The organism is Pseudomonas sp. BF-RE-22, assembly GCF_019956155.1.
In the GTDB taxonomy this organism is placed as follows: Bacteria; Pseudomonadota; Gammaproteobacteria; order Pseudomonadales; family Pseudomonadaceae; genus Aquipseudomonas; species Aquipseudomonas migulae.
Map to the genome: position 1 here is coordinate 142,021 of NZ_JAHBDD010000001.1, position 17,489 is coordinate 159,509.

Below are 17,489 nucleotides of genomic sequence, written 5' to 3' on the forward strand. Positions count from 1 at the left end.
GAATTAGTATGCGGAAGGATTGATCCGGGCAAAGCTGTCCACGGTCACATGCCCTGCCAACTCCCCGCCTTCACGTGCCAGTCCGCAGGTTGCCATACCCGCCGTGCGCGCCGCGTCCAGCTCTTCGACGATGTCCGACAGGAACAGAATCTGCGCTGCTTCAAGGCCGATGGCCTGGGTGATGCGCTGGTACGACTGCGCTTCACGCTTGGGTCCCGACGTGGTATCGAAATAGCCGCTGAACAACGGCGACAAATCCCCCGCCTCGGAGCAGCCGAAGATCAGTTTTTGCGCCTGAATCGAACCCGAGGAATAAACAAACAGTTTGAAACCCTGCTGATGCCAGCGCTTGAGCGCTTCAACGGCGTCCGGGTACACATGACCTTTCAACTGCCCGGCCTGATAGCCCTGCTCCCAGACCATGCCTTGCAGCGCCTTGAGCGGCGTGGCTTTGCGGTCTTCGGCGATCCAGCCCAGGAGAATCTCGATGACGCGTTCGACATCGGCGTCCGGCTCATGGCTATCCCGGCGCACGGCGTCCAGTTGCTCCGCCACATCGGCGCGCGCGGCGTGCTGGCGAACGAAGTCCGGCAGGTGTTTGGCGGCGTAGGGAAACAGCACCTCGAACACAAAACTCACCGCGCTGGTGGTGCCTTCGATGTCGGTGAGAATCGCTTTGATCGGCATCGACTCAGTCCTCAAGACGCGGGAAGCGGCTGGCGATGTCTTCGCCGGTGAAATTGGCCACCCAGCCTTCCGGGTTGTTGAACAGCCGGATCGCAACGAAATGCGGATGCTCGCCCATGTCGAACCAGTGCGGCGTGCCGGCCGGTACCGAGATCAGGTCGTTTTTCTCGCAGAGCACGGCGTAGACATAATCGTCGATGTGCAGGGTAAACAAGCCACGGCCGGCGACGAAAAATCGTACTTCGTCTTCGCCATGGCGGTGCTCGTCGAGGAACTTGGCGCGCAATTCGGCTTTTTGCGGATGATCGCTGTTCAGGCTCACCACATCGACGGTGATGTAACCGCGTTCGGTCATCAGCTTGTCGATTTGCTCCTGGTACGCGGCAATCACTTCTTCCTGACTGGCGCCGGGCTGGATTTTCGCCGCCGCTTGCCAGCGGTCGAAGCGCACACCTTGCTCGGCCAGGGTCGAGGCGATGTCTTCGAAATGGGTCAGCACCTTGTTCGGAATGTCAGGGCTTGAGACATGGTAGACGGACAGGCTGCTCATCAGGGCAACTCCTTAACGGTTTAGGATCGAACGCGTCTTCAACTCGCACTCGAACAAAAATTCAAAGGCCTCGATCTGCCGCAACGCATCACTCATGCGGGCGCCCCAGGTGTAGAGGCCGTGACCGCGAATCAGATAGCCGACGCAATCGGGATGGGCTTCCAGCCAAGGCTGCACCTTGGCGGCCAAGCGCGCAATGTCCTGATCGTTGTCGAAAATCGGTACACGCACCCGGGATTCGTGGGTAGAGATGCCGCTGAACGCCTTTTGCAGCTCGTAGTCTTCGAACTCGATGAAATCTTCCGGTGTCAGGCGCGACAGCACCGTGGCGTTCACCGAATGGGTGTGCAGCACCGCGCCGATCTCCGCACGCCAGCTATAGAGCTGGGTGTGCAACAAGGTTTCGGCGGACGGTTTCTTGCCCGGTTCCAGACTGTTGCCCGACAGATCAGTGGCCAGCACATCGTCGATGCCCAACTGGCCTTTGTGCTTGCCGGACACGGTCAGCAAGGCTTCACTCGGCGACAGCCGGGTCGAATAGTTGCTGCTGGTGGCCGGCGACCAGCCGCGGCCATACAAAAAACGCCCGGCGTCGATGATTTCCTGGGCGAGGTGTTCACGGGTCAGGCTCATGGCCGGTCCTCTTGCATACGTGTGGCAATGATAACGGCAGCCGCGAAGGCTGCCAGACTGGCAATACTAAAGGTGAACGAGGCCCCAAGGGCATTCCAGCTGTAGCCGGAGTACAACGCGCCCAGTGCGCCGCCGGTGCCGGCCAATGCCGCGTATAACGCCTGGCCCTGCCCTTGCTGGCGCGCACCGAAGCTACGTTGCACGAACTGGATGGCAGCGGCGTGAAAGCTGCCGAACGTCGCCGCGTGCAATACCTGGGCAAACAGCAGCACCGATAAAAATTCAGCGAGCGACCCGAGCAGCAACCAACGCAGCGCCGCCAGCAGAAAACTCGCCAGCAGCACCCGGCGCACGGAGAAGCGCGCAAGGATCTTGCTCATGGCCAGAAACATCAACACTTCGGCCACCACGCCAACTGCCCAGAGCAGGCCGATCAAGCCACGGCTGTAACCCAATCGCTCAAGGTGCAACGTCAGAAAGGTGTAATACGGGCCGTGGCTCATCTGCATCAGCGCCACGCACGCGTAAAACGCCAGCACACCGGGGCTGCGCAACTGCTTGAGAAACCCGTCAGCCGCCAGCCTTTCACTCTGGACCGGTTGCGCGTTCGGCACCCACAGGCTGCTGACGACGATCCCGGCCATGATCAGCACCAACGCCACCGGGTAGATGTCGAGGCTGAGCCATTCGAACAAGCGGCCGAGCGCGACCACGGTGATGATGAAACCGATGGAACCCCACAAGCGGATCTGGCTGTAACGGGACGTCTGCCCTTTCAGATGCGCCAGGGTGATGACTTCGAACTGCGGCAACACTGCGTGCCAGAAGAACGCATGCAACGCCATGACCATCGCCAGCCAGGCGTAGGTTTTGCTGACGAAAATCAGCGAGAACGTCAGCAGCGTGCAGACCGCGCCGAAGCGCACGATGGCCAGGCGCTGGCCGGTGTAGTCCCCGAGCCAGCCCCAGATGTTCGGCGCGACGCAACGCATCAGCATCGGGATCGCCACCAGCTCGCCGATGCGCGCGGCAGAAAAACCCAAGTGATCGAAGTACAGCGCCAGGAACGGCGCTGTCGAACCGAGCAAGGCGAAATAGAACAGATAGAAACTGGAGAGCCGCCAGTACGGGAGCGCCGCCACGGTCATCAGACCGCAGCGACTGAGAGGTCAGCCATTAAAGCTGACCCAGCACCGGCGTGCTCACGCGCACATCGGCGTTCTGCCCGCGGTGACGCAACAGGTGATCCATCAGCACGATGGCCATCATCGCTTCGGCAATCGGCGTGGCGCGGATGCCGACGCACGGGTCGTGACGGCCCTTGGTGATGACCTCCACCGGGTTGCCATTGATGTCGATGGAACGGCCCGGCGTGGTGATGCTCGATGTTGGCTTCAACGCCAAATGCGCAACGATTGGCTGGCCGGAGGAAATGCCGCCGAGGATGCCGCCAGCGTTGTTGCTGAGGAATCCTTCCGGGGTCATTTCATCGCGATGCTCGGTGCCGCGCTGGGAAACACTGGCGAAACCGGCGCCGATTTCCACGCCTTTGACCGCGTTGATGCTCATCAGCGCGTGGGCCAGTTCGGCGTCGAGACGGTCGAAGATCGGTTCGCCGAGGCCTGGCATCACGCCTTCGGCAACGACGGTGATCTTCGCGCCAACCGAATTCTGGTCGCGGCGCAACTGGTCCATATAGGCTTCCAGTTCTGGCACCTTGTCCGGATCAGGGCTGAAAAACGCGTTTTCTTCCACCGAATCCCAGGTCTTGAACGGGATTTCGATCGGGCCGAGCTGGCTCATGTAACCGCGAATGACGATGCCCTGGGTGGCCAGGTATTTCTTGGCAATCGCGCCAGCCGCCACACGCATGGCGGTTTCCCGCGCCGAGCTGCGGCCACCACCGCGGTAATCGCGTTCGCCGTACTTGTGGTGATAGGTGTAGTCGGCGTGGGCCGGGCGGAACAGGTCCTTGATCGCCGAGTAGTCCTTGGACTTCTGGTCGGTGTTGCGGATCAACAGGCCGATAGAGCAACCCGTGGTGCGGCCTTCGAAAATGCCGGAGAGGATTTCGACTTCGTCGGCTTCCTGGCGTTGGGTGGTGTGGCGGCTGGTGCCGGGTTTGCGGCGATCGAGGTCGCGCTGCAAATCTTCCAGGGAAATTTCCAGCCCCGGCGGGCAGCCGTCGACAATGGCGACCAACGCCGGACCATGGCTTTCGCCCGCGGTGGTGACAGTGAACAGCTTGCCGTAGGTATTGCCGGACATGCAGGACGCTCCGTGAAATGAACCTGAATACGTAATGCGCGCCAGTATACGCAGGCTACCCAACTAGTTCATCCTCGAACCTTATGGGTGCCTGCGAGTCCAACCGGCATCTTGTTCATGATGGCGTGATGATGCTGCGAGTTTTAGCCTTGAGCCTTACCTTGTTTACCGGCTTTGTACAGGCCACCGTCCTGCAACGGCCGATCACATTGGATACCGGCACCGGGGAGCTTTTCGGCTCGTTGTTGCTGCCAAAATCCGACAAACCCGTACCGGTTGTCCTGATCATTTCCGGCTCCGGTCCTACAGACCGTGATGGCAATAACCCCGACGGCGGACGCAACGACAGCCTCAAGCGCCTCGCCTGGGTGCTGGCCAAACACAACATTGCCAGCGTGCGTTACGACAAACGCGGCGTGGCGGCGAGCCTCGCGGCGACCCCGGACGAACGCAATCTGTCGGTGGAAGCCTATGTGGCCGACGCCGAGGCCTGGGGCCACAAGCTCAAAAGCGATCCGCGCTTTGGCCAGTTGATTCTGCTGGGCCACAGCGAAGGCGCATTGATCGCCAGCCTCGCGGCGCCGAGCGTCGATGCCGCCGGGGTGATTTCCCTGTCCGGCAGCGCCCGGCCGATCGATCAGGTGCTGCGTCAGCAACTGAGCAATCGCTTGCCTCCTCCGCTGATGCTGCGCAGCAATGAACTGCTCGACAGCCTCAAGGCCGGTCGCACCGATGACAACGTACCGCCGCAACTTCAGGTGATATTCCGCCCGAGCGTACAGCCGTACCTGATCTCACTGTTCCGCCAGGACCCCGCCGCCGCATTCGCCAAATTGAAAATGCCGGCGCTGATCATTCAAGGCAGCAACGACATCCAGGTCGGTGTCGGCGACGCCAGGTTGTTGCAGGCCGCCAAACCGGACGCCGAACTGGCGTTGATCGAGGGCATGAACCACGTCATGCGCATCGTGCCCAACGACGTCAAACGGCAATTGGCCTCCTACAAAGATCCGCAATTGCCGCTGGCAGCCGAACTGGGCACACGGATCCTCGGGTTTATTGACGGACTTCGCTCCAGTTGAGCGCCTTTTTAAGCGCTTTTTCCCTCCAGTCCTGAAAAAAACGGCCGATAAGCCTTTGTCGCCAGCGTTATGACTGGCGACAAGCTGAGCTTGGACAGGATCTCGCCGTTATGACTGATACCCCGACTTCACCCGACACCACCGCTGAAAAAGACGCACCGCCAGCGGTCGAGCTGCCGTGGGCGGACGTCCACGTCGAGCACCACAAGATGCTCCGCCTGGCACCGTTGCAGACCGACCGCAACACCGGCGGGCGGCCACTGCGCTTTGTCGAATTCGGTTATGCCGAACGCAACGACAAGAAACACAGTCTGTTGCGCATGACCATTTCCCTGCCCGGCCAGCGCGTGCGCAAGGAACAGAACCACCTCGACGTGTGGGTCGACCACACCACAAAACGTGTGCATTTCGGACCGGAAAGCGGTTTGCAGATCGAACCGATGAACCGTGGCATCGGCCGCTACATGGCAGCCCAGGGCATTACCTGGGCGAAAAAGCGCTGGCCCGGCTACACCGTCGACGGCACCGACCTGAACAACAAGGACGCGCTGAACGAAGACACGCGCCTGCGCCGTGATCGCTTTTTGAAAGCGCATGGTTTTGAGGTGGTGTATGCCGACGCCCAGCATTTGAAGGGCAGCGTCAAAGAGGTGCAGGTCGGCGACCTGTTGGCCGACTGGAACACCGAGAAGTTGCAGCAGGTGGAAATTCTCGAAGCGGCGCAGATGCTGCAGCAGGCCGAGCAGAACCTGGCCGAACAGGAAGTGAAGCTGAAGAAACACGAAGAAAAGGTCAGCAAATACAAACGCGAAGACGCGGGGCTGCGGTTCACCATTACGTGCCTGGTGGCGTTTGCGGTGTTTCAGGCGGGGTTGTTGATCTGGATTGCCACACACCGTTAATCGGCGGTGCGGCCATTCGCGGGCAAGTCGGATCGCCGCCCGCTCGCTCCTACAGGTCATGCGCTAATCCTGTAGGAGCGAGGCTTGCCCGCGAAGGCGTCCTCAGGTCAGACGCGGGACGCGAACAACGCCTGATGCTCCCGGCACTGCTGCGCCGTCAACATGAACACGCCATGCCCGCCGCGCTCGAAATCGAGCCAGGCAAAGTCGACTTCCGGGTACAACGCGTCAACGTGAACCTGGCTGTTGCCCACTTCGACAATCAGCAAACCCTTCTCGGTCAGATGATCCGCCGCTTCGGCGAGCATCCGTCGTACCAGGTTCAAGCCATCGTCGCCACAGGCCAGTCCCAGCTCGGGTTCATGCTGATACTCCTGCGGCATGTCGGCGAAATCTTCCGCATCGACGTAAGGCGGGTTCGACACGATCAGGTCGAAACGCTGACCCGGCAAGCCATCGAAACCATCGCCCTGCACGGTGTAGACCCGCTCATCGACACCATGGCGCTCGATGTTCTGATTGGCCACTTCCAGCGCTTCAAACGACAGATCCGCCAGAACGACTTCGGCGTTCTGGAATTCATAGGCGCAGGCGATACCGATGCAACCGGAGCCAGTGCACAGGTCAAGAATCCGCGCAGGCGCGGCGCCCAGCCACGGTGCGAAACCCTTTTCAATCAGCTCACCGATCGGCGAACGCGGAATCAATACACGCTCATCGACGATGAACGACATGCCGCAGAACCACGCCTCACCCAACAGGTAAGCGGTGGGAATGCGTTCTTCGATGCGCCGCTTGAGCAAACGCTGCAGCTTGACCAGCTCATCGTCTTCCAGATTGCAGTCGAGGTAGCTGTCAGCAATTTCCCACGGCAAGTGCAAGGCACCCAACACCAGTTGACGGGCTTCGTCCCAGGCGTTGTCGGTCCCATGGCCGAAAAACAGATCCTCCCCATGGAAGCGGCTGACGGCCCAACGGATATGGTCACGCAGGGTACGAAGTCGGGAAGTGATCACGGGGTAAACTCCAGAAAAAACGACTGGCGATTCTAACAGCCAAAACGCGTTACGACGACGCAGGAAAAACACCGGCTCAGATGTAGGACATATCCATTTTTATCGCTGGCTATTGAACAAAACGAGGATATTGACAAGGCTGCAGGCCAGTAACGACGGCGCCTACGATGGTAGCGATTCACAGAAGCGCTCAGCCAGAGGACAATGTCGCAAAAGCCCCACTCCAAGGAGCCCCAGAATGTCCGTTCCAAAAACGATGTTTCAACTCAGCGGTCGCGGTTATGCCGCCGCCAATCTGAGCCATGCGACCCTTGTCATCATCGATGCCCAGAAAGAATACCTCAGCGGCCCCCTGGCCCTGGTCGGCATGGATGCTGCCGTCGCGAACATCAAGCAGCTGGTGAGCGCTGCCCGCGCAGCCGGCCGTCCTATCGTGCATGTGCGCCACCTCGGCACCGTCGGCGGGCTGTTCGATCCGCAAGGCGAGCGCGGTGAATTCATCCCGGGCCTCGAACCACAGAGCGACGAAACCATCATCGGCAAGTTGCTGCCGAGTGCGTTTCACGGCACCGAACTGCTGGACCGCCTGCAAAATCTCGGCTCCCTGGACCTGATCGTGTGCGGTTTCATGAGTCACTCCAGCGTCAGCACCACCGTGCGCGCCGCGAAAAACCTGGGCTTTCGCTGCACCCTCGTTGAAGACGCCTGTGCAACGCGCGATTTGCCCTACAAGGGTGGCGTGTTGAGCGCTGACCACGTTCAACAGACCGAAATGGCGATCATGGCGGACAACTTCGCCACCCTCGCCCTGACCCACGATCTGATCTGATCGACGCTTGATGAGCGGTTCATGCCGCCGCTCATCCGCAAAAGCCTCTCGTTCGCTGTAAATGTCATAGCCTCAGGAACATCCCGGTCAACTCCCGGTCGAAGGGCCGATACCCATTGAGGAAGGTCGGAATGAAGTTATCCGATGGTTTTGACGCACGCCGCTTGCGGCCCAAAGGCCAAAGCAACTGGCGTTTTCGATTCGGCGCAGCCTTTGCTGCCTTGCTGGCAACGTGCGGTGTGTTGCTGGCGATGGCCGGCGCCGCCAGCCTGCTGGGCCACCCGCCGGCACTCGGCGAGTTGAATGCCAGCCCGCTGGGCTCGGCAATCATTCTGGCGGTCGGTCTGTTCCTGCTCTACCTCGGCGTTTGGCTGTGGCGGCGTTGCCGTCGCCGCGCGCGCCAGTCGCAAGAGCTGAACATGTCCCCGCATCTGATGAAAAAACACGACTGAATTGACGGCCTGACGTTTAGCGGGCCCCAATTGTTATCGGTCGTGTCTCGACTTGGGTAAACTGGCCGCCCTTCGCGGAGGCTGATATGCAAGACAACGATTTTTCCCTGTTCAAAAGCGCGATCCAAGGCGTCAAGCCGATCAAGCACGATCGCGCCGAAACCGGCAAACCCAAGGCTGACCGCGCGCAGATCGCCAAGCTGCGTCAAGCCGCCACCGTGCGCACCGATGCCACTACCGTTGACGGTCTGTCCGATCAGTTCGTGATCGACGTCGGCCCGGAAGACGAGCTGATGTGGGCGCGCGACGGCGTGCAGGAAAGCCAGATGCGCAAGCTCAAGATCGGGCAAATTCCCTTCGAAGGCAGCCTCGACCTGCACGGCATGAGTGTGGAAAAGGCCCGAGAAACCCTCTGGGCGTTCCTGGCGGAAGCGACCAAATTCGAAATCCGCTGCGTGCGCGTCACCCACGGCAAAGCCGTGCGCCTGGACGGCAAGCGGCCGATGATCAAAAGCCACGTCAACACCTGGCTGCGCCAGCATTCACAGGTACTTGGCTTCACCTCGTGCCAGGCGAAACATGGTGGTGCCGGAGCGGTCTATGTGATGCTTAAACGCACCATGATGGAAGGTCGCGACGAGTAAAGTCGTTGCGCCACGCTTGCAGCGTCGTATCCGCCACACCGATCTGGCTACTGACTGACCACTCAGTACAGGTACACCGACTTGCAATGATATGGGAGCTCCCGTAATACTTCGCAGATGGAATTTAAAGAAAGACTCAAAACAGCCCGCCAACACGCCAAGCTCAATCAGACCGAGCTTGCCGAGCGCGCGGGGCTGACTCAAACCTCAATCTCCGACCTCGAGCGCGGGAAATCGAAAGCGACAGCCTTTGTTGCCCAGATCGCTTCAGTGTGTGGCGTTTCACCGATGTGGCTGGCTGAAGGTGTCGGTGACATGCTTAAAGGGGTCTCCCCCCCTCCAGACATTTCAATGTCAGACATCCAGCCTTGGGACGACAGCACACCCCTGGATGACGATGAGGTTTATGTCCCCTTCCTGCGTGAAGTTGAGCTGGCGGCGGGTTCAGGCCGATTCGTGATCGCAGAAAACGACAGTGCCAGGCTGCGTTTCTTCAAGAAAGACCTGCGTCACAATAACGTGCAGTTCAACAACGCCAGGTGCGTGCGGGTGAGCGGGAACAGCATGTTCCCGGTACTGCGCGACGGCGCCACCGTTGGCATGAACATTGGCAAGAATTCGCTGGGCGACATTGTCGACGGCGACATGTACGCGATCAACCACAACGGCCAGCTCCGCGTGAAACAAGTCTACCGACTGCCCAGCGGGATCCGTCTACGCAGCTTCAACCGTGACGAGCATCCGGACGAGGACTACACCTTCGCCGAGGTCCAGGAGCAGCAGATTGCGATCCTGGGTCACGTCTTTTGGTGGGCAATGTATTCGCGGTGAACCGAGTTGCGGTGATTCGTGAACGTCCAGTGCCATAACGTGCAATACAGCAAATCGACGCACATCCAAGAGGAGCCCGCCAAGCGCGGGCTTTTTTTTGCACCTGAAATACAGGCACAGAATAAAATATGGGAATACCCGTTTACACAAAATATGGGAACGCCTATATTCGTATTCAAGCCAACGGGAAATCGATCGGAAGCCGCCAACTATCACTTCTGCCCATTCATTGAGTGGGCAGTGGGATGTAGGCCTGCATCAAACGCAAGGCTCACCAGAGCAAAAAGCGACATCAATGGACTGAGGTAAAAACCATGACTGTAGACATCAGCAACTTCACCATCGCTACCCCGCTTCCAATCTCCGACACCAACCCGATTGCGCTTGAGCTCATCGGCTGGCGCGCACTGCTCGAATGCCCCGACGTCATCTCAATGCTTGAAGATGGTTCGCTGCAGATGACGGCGCCGACGCTTGGAGCGTCCAGCAAGAGCACGCTACGAACTCGCTGTGAGTGGAAGGAGCCAGGTTACTGGCTGTTCTCCAGCGCAGCGGACCACTGGAACCGCCAGGAAATGCGACTGACCAAAGTCAACTCGCTGCAGAAAGTCGTGATTGGCCAAATTCATGTGAAGGGTTCAGAACGACCTCCAGTGAAGGTGTTCTGGAACAAAGGAAAAATCACCATGGGGTTCCGGTCAAGCTACCTCCAGGACGACCCGGTCAACTCGACGGTGTTGGAGAATGTACCGCTCGGTGCACTTTTCAAAATCAACATTCACGCCAACTCGAGCGGCGCCGTTTCTGTATCGGCCAGCTGTAACGGCGTCAAATCCACTTCCGCGATCATGCGCCTCGACAACACTTGGGACACGAAGACGCTTGCCTTTCACGGCGGCGTGTACAACCAGATCGATTACTCCGACACCACCGACCCGCTAGACGGTTCTGTCTGCATCATCAGCGATCTGTCGATCACTCACGCCTGATAGACCTGCTCGGCCTGATGAGCAAAACAGGTTTCAGGGGAACATCACTGCTGCAGCCTGGCGACAGGCTGTAGCGGGATGCGGATAAAATCCAGCAGGCCTGCGCGACCGACAAACACTTGCAGGCCGTGATGACCGATTTTGGGCTTCGCGCCCGCTGGCAATACAACTGCCGTCACACATACGCTACCATGTGCCTCATGTCGGGGATGAACCCTGCGTTTTATTGCCACTCGGCTCGGTCGTAGCGTTCAGATGTTGCTATCGACCACGCCCGACGAATCAACTCCGGCATCGACCAGAGTGAACGGGCCGTTTGAAACGAGCTCGATTGGTACAACATTGGTACAGACAGAAACAGTACCCCTCTGAAACCCTTATGGAATCAGCCCCTGTGACACTGGAACAGAATTACACCGCGATTCTCGGCCAATTGGGCGAGGACGTCTCCCGCGAGGGCCTGCTCGACACGCCAAAACGTGCCGCCAAAGCCATGCAGTACCTCTGCCGCGGTTATGAACAGACACTGGAAGAAGTCACCAACGGTGCCTTGTTCAGCTCCGACAACAGCGAAATGGTGCTGGTGAAAGACATCGAGCTCTACTCGTTGTGCGAACATCACCTGCTGCCGTTCATCGGCAAGGCGCATGTCGCCTACATCCCGAGCGGCAAAGTGCTGGGCCTGTCGAAAGTCGCGCGGATCGTCGATATGTACGCCCGCCGCCTGCAGATCCAGGAAAACCTCAGCCGCCAGATCGCCGATGCGGTCCAGCAAGTCACCGGCGCCCTGGGCGTTGCGGTGGTGATCGAGGCCAAGCACATGTGCATGATGATGCGCGGTGTGGAGAAGCAGAATTCGACGATGATCACCTCGGTGATGCTCGGTGAGTTCCGCGAAAACGCGGCGACCCGCAGCGAGTTTCTCAGCCTGATCAAGTAATTCGCAGCAACGAAGAAAACCGGCATTCATCGCCGGTTTTTTTTCGTCTGCGAAAAATCAGGTAAGCTGCGCGCCTTCTTTCGCCCCGTGAGGCTTGTACCGTGTTCGTTAAAGCGCTTCGTGTCGGCCTCGGCCAACTGATCATTTTCATCGACTTCATCACCCGTCCCGGCAAAAAGCAGCGCCCTGCCGCCGCCCAGGCTCAGGTTGAAGCGGCTGCCAAGGACCTGACGCTGTATCAGTTCCACGCCTGCCCGTTTTGCGTGAAAACCCGCCGCACCCTGCGCCGCCTGAATGTGCCGGTGGCGTTGCGTGATGCGAAGAACAACGAGCAGGATCGTCAGGTTCTGCTGGAGCAAGGCGGCAAGATCAAGGTCCCGTGCCTGCGCATTGAAGAGAATGGCCAGACCACCTGGATGTATGAGTCCAAGGTGATCATTGATTATCTGGACAAGCGATTCGCGGCGGCGTGAGGTTTACGGTGTGGCTGATGGCCTCTTCGCGGGCAAGCCTCGCTCCTACAGGTTATGCATCTTCTGTAGGAGCGAGCGGTGCGGCGATCCGACTTGCCCGCGAAGGCGTCGGATCAACCACCACAAATCTCAGACAAAAAAAAACCGGCCCATGAGCCGGTTTTTTTATCTCTGCGATCAGGCCGCTTCCGCTGCCTGCGCCTGTCGCACCACCGCCGCCAATCGCTTCAACCCTTCATCCAGCCGCGCCGGATCGATGTGGCTGAAGTTCAGCCGCAAATGCCCCGGGTGATTGTCCGGCTCCGGAAAAAACGGCTCACCCGGCATGAACGCCACATCCGCCGCCAGTGCAGGCTTGAGCAACGTGCGCGTGTCCAGCGGTTGTTTCAGCGTCAACCAGAAAAACAGCCCGCCCTGCGGCACGTTCCACTCTGCCAAATCAGAAAAATGCGTTTCCAGTGCCAACTGAAACGCATCCCGACGCACCCGGTAAAAATCCCGCAGCTTACTCAGGTGCTGCTGGAATTTCTCGGTGCCGATCCATTGCAGCGCTTGCCACTGGCCGACGCGGTTGGTGTGCAGATCGGCGGATTGCTTGAGTTTCAGCAAATGCGGAAACAGGTCCGGACTGGCGATCAGGTAGCCTACTCGCAGCCCCGGCAACAAGGTTTTCGACACGGTGCCGGTGTAGATCCAACTGGTCTTTTTCAAGCGACTGACGATTGGCCTGGCACTGCCGCCATCAAACGTCAGCTCGCGATACGGCTCATCTTCGATCAGGGTGACGCCGAACTCATCCAGCAACCCGGCGACCGCATCGCGCTTGACCTCGCTGTAGCGCACCGCCGACGGGTTCTGGAACGTCGGGATCAGGTAGATGAACGCAGGCTGGTGTTTTTCCAGACGCGTGCGCAGCTCAAGCAGATTAGGGCCATCGGCCTCCAGCGGCACGGTGATGCAGTCGGCGCCAAACAGTTGAAAGATCTGCAACGCCGCCAAATACGTCGGCGCTTCGAGCAGGATCTCGGTGCCTTTGTCGATGTAGAGCTTGGCCGCCAGATCGAGGGTTTGCTGCGAGCCGCTGACCACCAATACCTGACTCGCCTCACAGGGCACGCCCAGTGCTCGCGCCTCGGCCGCCAAGGCCTCGCGCAATTCCGGTTCGCCTTCGCTCATGCCGTATTGGCCGATGGACAGCGGCATGTCGGCCCATTCGACGGTCGGCAGCATGACTTCGGCCGGCAAGCCACCGGCAAACGACATTACTTGCGGGCGCTGGGCTGCGGCGAGGATTTCACGAATCAAAGAACTTTTAAGGCGCGAGACACGTTCGGAAAAAGCCATGGGGGGTCACCGGTAGCGAGGCCTGAGAAAAATGAGTCAAACTGGTTGACCGAAATTACGACAACCCGAACGGATACGTCAACATGCTTGACCTTAAAAATCCCGCCTCCCAGCAACAGGCCATGGAAGCGTTTTTCTTCGGCTACCAGGCGTTCACCGCCAAGGCCGACGAAATGCTCGAGCGTCGTGGCTTGAGCCGGGTGCATCAACGCATCGTGTTTTTCATCGCCCGATACCCGAATCTCAGCGTCAAGGAGCTGCTGGCATTGCTCGGCGTGAGCAAGCAGGCACTGAACATTCCACTGCGCCAGTTAGTGGAAATGCACCTGGTAGACAGCGTTGCGTCCGAGACCGACAAGCGTAAACGGCTGCTGGAACTGACCGTGGAAGGGGCGCGGTTTGAGCAGTCGTTGCGGCGTGAGCAGGTGAAACTGCTGGAGCGGGTGTTTGCCGAGGCTGGGGAGACGGCGGTGAATGGGTGGTTGGCGGTGAATCTGGCGCTTGGGGAGAACCAGCAAAAAATCTGAATCCTGGAAACCGCCTTCGCGGGCAAGCCTCGCTCCTACAGGATATGCGCCGCTTTTGTAGGAGCGAGGCTTGCCCGCGAAGGCGTCCTTTCTGGCGATATATCCCTATTGCCAAACTTTTCGTCTACAAAATCAAAAACATTATTTGCATTATTTGTATACAAAAGCATAATCCACTGCGTGCGAGTTCCTGACCAAGCGGTCAACAAATTCGCGAATGCCTCAAAGGGCCGCTGCCACCCTCATGGGTCCGGCCCTGGAAATAACAATAAAACTCTTGAGGAGTACTCGCTGTGGAAAGCCGCAAATCCGAAGCCCCGTCGCTGGAACTCTCGCCGCCATTACGCAATGGCTGGCTGGAACGCATCTTCAAACTCAGCTTGCATGGCACCACGGTGAAGACCGAGTTGATTGCCGGTCTGACAACCTTCATCACCATGGCTTACATCATCTTCGTCAACCCCAACATCATGGCCGACGCCGGGATCGATCACGGCGCGGCATTCGTTGCAACGTGCATCGCGGCTGCGCTGGGTTGTCTGTTGATGGGCCTGTACGCCAACTGGCCGGTCGGCCTCGCGCCGGGCATGGGCCTCAACGCCTTCTTCACCTACACCGTGGTCGGCACCATGGGCTACAACTGGGAAACCGCACTCGGTGCAGTGTTCGTGTCCGGTGTGTTGTTCATGATCCTGACCTTCTCCAAGATCCGCGAATGGCTGCTCAACAGCATTCCGGTGAGCCTGCGCTTTGCAATGGGCGCCGGCGTAGGTCTGTTCCTCGGCCTGATCGGCTTGAAAACCGCCGGCATCGTCGTCGATAGCCCGGCGACGCTGATCAAGCTCGGCTCCCTGCGTGAACCCGGCCCGCTGCTCGCCGCGATCTGCTTCCTGATGATCGCCGTGCTCAGCTACCACAAGGTGTTCGGTGCGATTCTCATCAGCATCATCACCGTAACGCTGGCCGGTTGGGGTCTGGGCCTGGTGCATTACGAAGGGATCATGTCGGCGCCGCCGAGCCTGGCACCGACCTGGATGGCCATGAACGTTGCCGGCGTATTCAACGTCAGCATGATCAGCGTGGTGCTGGCCTTCCTCTTCGTGCACATGTTCGACACTGCCGGCACTTTGATGGGCGTCGCCCAACGCGCCAACCTGGTGAACGCGGACGGCCGTATCGAAAACCTCTCCCGCGCAATGAAAGCCGACAGCGCCTCCAGCGTATTCGGCGCCGTGGTGGGTGTTCCTCCCGTCACAAGTTATGTGGAAAGTGCCGCGGGTGTAGCCGCTGGTGGTCGGACTGGTCTTACCGCAGTGACCGTAGGTGTGTTATTTATTGCAGCCATGTTTTTCGCACCGCTGGCTGGCATGATCCCCGCTTATGCAACAGCCGGCGCGCTGATTTACGTGGCGATGCTGATGATGGGCGGCATGGCGCACATCGAATGGGACGAAGCGACCGACAGCATTCCGGCGATCGTCACCGCGATCATGATGCCGCTGACCTTCTCGGTCGCCGACGGTATTGCGCTGGGCTTCATCACCTATGTGGCGTTGAAAGCCGGCACCGGTAAATACAAGGAAATTTCCGTGAGCCTGTGGGTGCTCTGCGCGATCTTCATCGCCAAGTTCATCTTCTTGTAAACACAGGTACTCGCTTGAAAACAGCCTCACCCCGTCGGGTGAGGCTTTTGTGCAAATGGAGGAAAGTGATGAGTCTGGAAACCTGGCTGCTGTTCAGCGGCGCTGCGCTGGTGGTGATCCTGATCCCGGGGCCACTGTCGTTGCTGATGATCAGCAACAGTTTGAATTACGGTTTGCGTCGTTCTTACCCGGCGTTTTTGGGTGGCGTGATTGCGTCGATCTGCTTGCTCAGCGCTTCCGCGTTGGGATTGGGGGCGTTGTTGCTGGCCTCGGAACAGCTGTTCAGTGCATTGAAAATCGTCGGTGCGCTGTACCTGTTCTACCTCGCCTGGCAGAGCTGGCAGCAATCGCGCCAGCCATCGGTCGGCGCCGAAGTGCCCCAGGCTGCGCCGGTGCCACGTTTCCGTGCCCTGTTCGGGCGCGCATTTGTGCTGGGTGCGAGCAATCCGAAAGACATCCTGTTCTTCGCCGCGTTCCTGCCGCAGTTCTTGAGCGCCGGGCAACCGTTCCTGCCGCAGTTGCTGGTGATGATTGCTACGTGGACGGTGTTGGATCTGCTGTGCAAATTGGCTTACGGGTTAGGTGCCCATGGTGCGGCGCGGTATCTGCGCAGTGGTAAGGGGCAGAGTTGGTTTAACCGGGTGAGTGCCGGACTGTTTAGCGGCGCCGGCGCAGCGTCGCTGTTGAGCCGTTAAGAGCTTCGCGGGCAAGCCTCGCTCCTACGAGTTTTATGTCGATCACATTTATCGGGAACGACACAAAACCTGTAGGAGCGAGGCTTGCCCGCGAAGGCGTCGGCACATTCACCACATTCCTCGGGACGAAAAAAAGCCCGCAGTGTGAGCGGGCGAAAGACCAAAGAAGCTATATGCGCAGTCGCTTCTCGGAGGCGACAGCTGCTTGGGGGATCAGCTGCCGCGGTACGTGGAATAGCTATAAGGCGAAATCAGCAGCGGCACATGGTAGTGATCCTGTTCCGCGGAGATGCCAAACCGCAGCACCACCACATCCAGGAACGCAGGCTCCGGCAGCTGAACGCCACGGGCGCGGTAGTAATCGCCCGCATGAAACTGAACCTGATAGACCCCGGTGCGGTAGTCATCGCCCTGCAGCAGCGGGGCATCGACACGGCCGTCGCTGTTGGTGATTGCGCTGGCGACCAATTCCAGCTGCGAGCCTTCAACGCGGTACAACTCGACCTTGATCGAGCTGCCCGGGCAACCGTGTGCAGCGTCCAAAACGTGTGTAGTCAAACGTCCCATTGATTCTGCGCGCCTGCCTGCGTAGAGCAGTCAGACCTCGCGCCTCCCGAAGTCAGTTGAAAAGGAGACCGCACCGATTCGGAGCACGAAAAGCTGCGGCGAGCGACTGATTAAGACACTTTTAATAAAAATTGTACACAATAAAAACGACATTTTTGCAGCCAGCACCGCCGTTCAAGGATTCGCAGTCAATCTGACGCCAAACCATACGAGCAGCGGACCTTCTATCCATTAGCTGACCAACTGGGCAGGTTTCTTGCAGTATCACCCCAAGATGACAGCAGATGAAAAATGCGAAAATTCAGGCTTACAAAGTGGATATAAAGTTGTATACAATCAGCCCATCGCTGTGACGCCAGCCTGTCATCCCATCGCCAGGCCGCCACACAACCTGTCAACGAATAAGAAGGAAGACTG

The 17,489-nt window shown here is 59.0% G+C and carries 20 protein-coding genes; 12 read left to right on the forward strand and 8 right to left on the reverse strand.

The annotated features are described in order from the left end of the window. Nucleotides 1–3: 3 nt before the first annotated feature. From mtnC to aroC, 5 genes are read right to left on the reverse strand one after another with little or no spacing between them, the layout of a single operon-like run. Nucleotides 4–687 carry an acireductone synthase gene (mtnC, locus tag KGA82_RS00650; RefSeq protein WP_223449339.1) on the reverse strand — a complete coding sequence of 228 codons (684 nt, stop codon included), beginning with the start codon at nt 685–687 and terminating at the stop codon, nt 4–6. A 4-nt stretch (nt 688–691) separates the two neighbouring features. After that, nucleotides 692–1,237 (reverse strand): 1,2-dihydroxy-3-keto-5-methylthiopentene dioxygenase, encoded by a 546-nt coding sequence (locus KGA82_RS00655; protein WP_008031498.1) that lies wholly within the window; start codon nt 1,235–1,237, stop codon nt 692–694. Between the two features lie 12 nt (nt 1,238–1,249). Further along, entirely contained in the window at nt 1,250–1,870 is a 621-nt protein-coding gene (locus KGA82_RS00660) for a methylthioribulose 1-phosphate dehydratase (protein WP_008031496.1), read from the reverse strand. Next, a complete protein-coding gene (locus tag KGA82_RS00665) occupies nt 1,867–3,018 on the reverse strand; it encodes an MFS transporter (RefSeq protein ID WP_223449341.1) in 1,152 nt (383 codons plus the stop codon). The genes KGA82_RS00660 and KGA82_RS00665 overlap by 4 nt, the downstream gene beginning before the upstream one ends. 28 nt (nt 3,019–3,046) lie before the next feature. Further along, nucleotides 3,047–4,138, reverse strand: a complete 1,092-nt coding sequence (gene aroC / locus KGA82_RS00670) for a chorismate synthase (RefSeq protein ID WP_223449344.1) — start codon at nt 4,136–4,138, stop codon at nt 3,047–3,049. An 83-nt stretch (nt 4,139–4,221) separates the two neighbouring features. Here aroC and KGA82_RS00675 point away from each other — a divergent pair, with 83 nt between their 5' ends. After that, nucleotides 4,222–5,220 carry an alpha/beta hydrolase gene (locus tag KGA82_RS00675; protein ID WP_223449346.1) on the forward strand — a complete coding sequence of 333 codons (999 nt, stop codon included), beginning with the start codon at nt 4,222–4,224 and terminating at the stop codon, nt 5,218–5,220. Between the two features lie 110 nt (nt 5,221–5,330). Next, nucleotides 5,331–6,122, forward strand: coding sequence for a hypothetical protein (locus KGA82_RS00680; RefSeq protein ID WP_008042791.1), 792 nt, complete (start codon nt 5,331–5,333; stop codon nt 6,120–6,122). 107 nt (nt 6,123–6,229) lie between these two features. On the opposite strand, the gene prmB is transcribed toward KGA82_RS00680, so the two are convergent. Continuing rightward, a complete protein-coding gene (gene prmB / locus KGA82_RS00685; RefSeq protein ID WP_192227315.1) occupies nt 6,230–7,138 on the reverse strand; it encodes a 50S ribosomal protein L3 N(5)-glutamine methyltransferase in 909 nt (302 codons plus the stop codon). Nucleotides 7,139–7,376: 238 nt separating this feature from the next. On the opposite strand from prmB, the gene KGA82_RS00690 reads away from it, so the two are divergent. The 7 genes from KGA82_RS00690 (at nt 7,377) to KGA82_RS00725 (ending at nt 12,296) form a co-directional block, all read left to right on the forward strand. Then, on the forward strand, nt 7,377–7,967 hold the full coding sequence (locus tag KGA82_RS00690; RefSeq protein ID WP_008031485.1) for a cysteine hydrolase family protein: 591 nt from the start codon (nt 7,377–7,379) through the stop codon (nt 7,965–7,967). A 131-nt stretch (nt 7,968–8,098) separates the two neighbouring features. Next, entirely contained in the window at nt 8,099–8,419 is a 321-nt protein-coding gene (locus KGA82_RS00695) for a hypothetical protein (RefSeq protein WP_008031483.1), read from the forward strand. Between the two features lie 86 nt (nt 8,420–8,505). Beyond that, nucleotides 8,506–9,063, forward strand: coding sequence for a Smr/MutS family protein (locus KGA82_RS00700; protein WP_008031481.1), 558 nt, complete (start codon nt 8,506–8,508; stop codon nt 9,061–9,063). Nucleotides 9,064–9,180: 117 nt separating this feature from the next. Beyond that, on the forward strand, nt 9,181–9,894 hold the full coding sequence (locus tag KGA82_RS00705; protein ID WP_008042796.1) for an XRE family transcriptional regulator: 714 nt from the start codon (nt 9,181–9,183) through the stop codon (nt 9,892–9,894). A gap of 314 nt (nt 9,895–10,208) precedes the next feature. Beyond that, on the forward strand, nt 10,209–10,883 hold the full coding sequence (locus KGA82_RS00710; protein ID WP_008042798.1) for a polysaccharide lyase family 7 protein: 675 nt from the start codon (nt 10,209–10,211) through the stop codon (nt 10,881–10,883). 394 nt (nt 10,884–11,277) lie between these two features. Further along, nucleotides 11,278–11,823, forward strand: coding sequence for a GTP cyclohydrolase I FolE (folE, locus tag KGA82_RS00720; protein WP_032832746.1), 546 nt, complete (start codon nt 11,278–11,280; stop codon nt 11,821–11,823). A gap of 101 nt (nt 11,824–11,924) precedes the next feature. Continuing rightward, nucleotides 11,925–12,296, forward strand: a complete 372-nt coding sequence (locus KGA82_RS00725) for a glutathione S-transferase N-terminal domain-containing protein (protein ID WP_008042800.1) — start codon at nt 11,925–11,927, stop codon at nt 12,294–12,296. Between the two features lie 177 nt (nt 12,297–12,473). Here KGA82_RS00725 and KGA82_RS00730 read toward each other — a convergent pair whose 3' ends face one another. Beyond that, entirely contained in the window at nt 12,474–13,640 is a 1,167-nt protein-coding gene (locus tag KGA82_RS00730; protein WP_223449348.1) for a PLP-dependent aminotransferase family protein, read from the reverse strand. An 83-nt stretch (nt 13,641–13,723) separates the two neighbouring features. On the opposite strand from KGA82_RS00730, the gene KGA82_RS00735 reads away from it, so the two are divergent. From KGA82_RS00735 to KGA82_RS00745, 3 genes are all read left to right on the forward strand, one after another. Further along, a complete protein-coding gene (locus tag KGA82_RS00735) occupies nt 13,724–14,167 on the forward strand; it encodes a MarR family winged helix-turn-helix transcriptional regulator (protein ID WP_008031465.1) in 444 nt (147 codons plus the stop codon). A 293-nt stretch (nt 14,168–14,460) separates the two neighbouring features. Then, a complete protein-coding gene (locus tag KGA82_RS00740; protein WP_008031464.1) occupies nt 14,461–15,810 on the forward strand; it encodes an NCS2 family permease in 1,350 nt (449 codons plus the stop codon). 68 nt (nt 15,811–15,878) lie between these two features. Then, nucleotides 15,879–16,505: a LysE family translocator gene (locus KGA82_RS00745; protein ID WP_008031463.1), complete on the forward strand. Its 627-nt coding sequence runs from the start codon at nt 15,879–15,881 to the stop codon at nt 16,503–16,505. Between the two features lie 213 nt (nt 16,506–16,718). Here KGA82_RS00745 and uraH read toward each other — a convergent pair whose 3' ends face one another. Further along, complete coding sequence (gene uraH / locus KGA82_RS00750; protein ID WP_008031462.1) at nt 16,719–17,072, reverse strand: hydroxyisourate hydrolase; 354 nt, start codon at nt 17,070–17,072, stop codon at nt 16,719–16,721. Nucleotides 17,073–17,489: the final 417 nt, after the last annotated feature.

Excerpts from the sequence above, each read along its gene's own strand:
- mtnC (WP_223449339.1), bottom strand. The coding sequence starts at position 687 with ATGCCGATCAAAGCGATTCTCACCGACATCGAAGGCACCACCAGCGCG.
- KGA82_RS00655 (WP_008031498.1), bottom strand. The coding sequence starts at position 1,237 with ATGAGCAGCCTGTCCGTCTACCATGTCTCAAGCCCTGACATTCCGAAC.
- KGA82_RS00660 (WP_008031496.1), bottom strand. The coding sequence starts at position 1,870 with ATGAGCCTGACCCGTGAACACCTCGCCCAGGAAATCATCGACGCCGGG.
- KGA82_RS00665 (WP_223449341.1), bottom strand. The coding sequence starts at position 3,018 with ATGACCGTGGCGGCGCTCCCGTACTGGCGGCTCTCCAGTTTCTATCTG.
- aroC (WP_223449344.1), bottom strand. The coding sequence starts at position 4,138 with ATGTCCGGCAATACCTACGGCAAGCTGTTCACTGTCACCACCGCGGGC.
- KGA82_RS00675 (WP_223449346.1), top strand. The coding sequence starts at position 4,222 with ATGGGTGCCTGCGAGTCCAACCGGCATCTTGTTCATGATGGCGTGATG.
- KGA82_RS00680 (WP_008042791.1), top strand. The coding sequence starts at position 5,331 with ATGACTGATACCCCGACTTCACCCGACACCACCGCTGAAAAAGACGCA.
- KGA82_RS00690 (WP_008031485.1), top strand. The coding sequence starts at position 7,377 with ATGTCCGTTCCAAAAACGATGTTTCAACTCAGCGGTCGCGGTTATGCC.
- KGA82_RS00695 (WP_008031483.1), top strand. The coding sequence starts at position 8,099 with ATGAAGTTATCCGATGGTTTTGACGCACGCCGCTTGCGGCCCAAAGGC.
- KGA82_RS00700 (WP_008031481.1), top strand. The coding sequence starts at position 8,506 with ATGCAAGACAACGATTTTTCCCTGTTCAAAAGCGCGATCCAAGGCGTC.
- KGA82_RS00705 (WP_008042796.1), top strand. The coding sequence starts at position 9,181 with ATGGAATTTAAAGAAAGACTCAAAACAGCCCGCCAACACGCCAAGCTC.
- KGA82_RS00710 (WP_008042798.1), top strand. The coding sequence starts at position 10,209 with ATGACTGTAGACATCAGCAACTTCACCATCGCTACCCCGCTTCCAATC.
- KGA82_RS00730 (WP_223449348.1), bottom strand. The coding sequence starts at position 13,640 with ATGGCTTTTTCCGAACGTGTCTCGCGCCTTAAAAGTTCTTTGATTCGT.
- KGA82_RS00735 (WP_008031465.1), top strand. The coding sequence starts at position 13,724 with ATGCTTGACCTTAAAAATCCCGCCTCCCAGCAACAGGCCATGGAAGCG.
- KGA82_RS00745 (WP_008031463.1), top strand. The coding sequence starts at position 15,879 with ATGAGTCTGGAAACCTGGCTGCTGTTCAGCGGCGCTGCGCTGGTGGTG.
- uraH (WP_008031462.1), bottom strand. The coding sequence starts at position 17,072 with ATGGGACGTTTGACTACACACGTTTTGGACGCTGCACACGGTTGCCCG.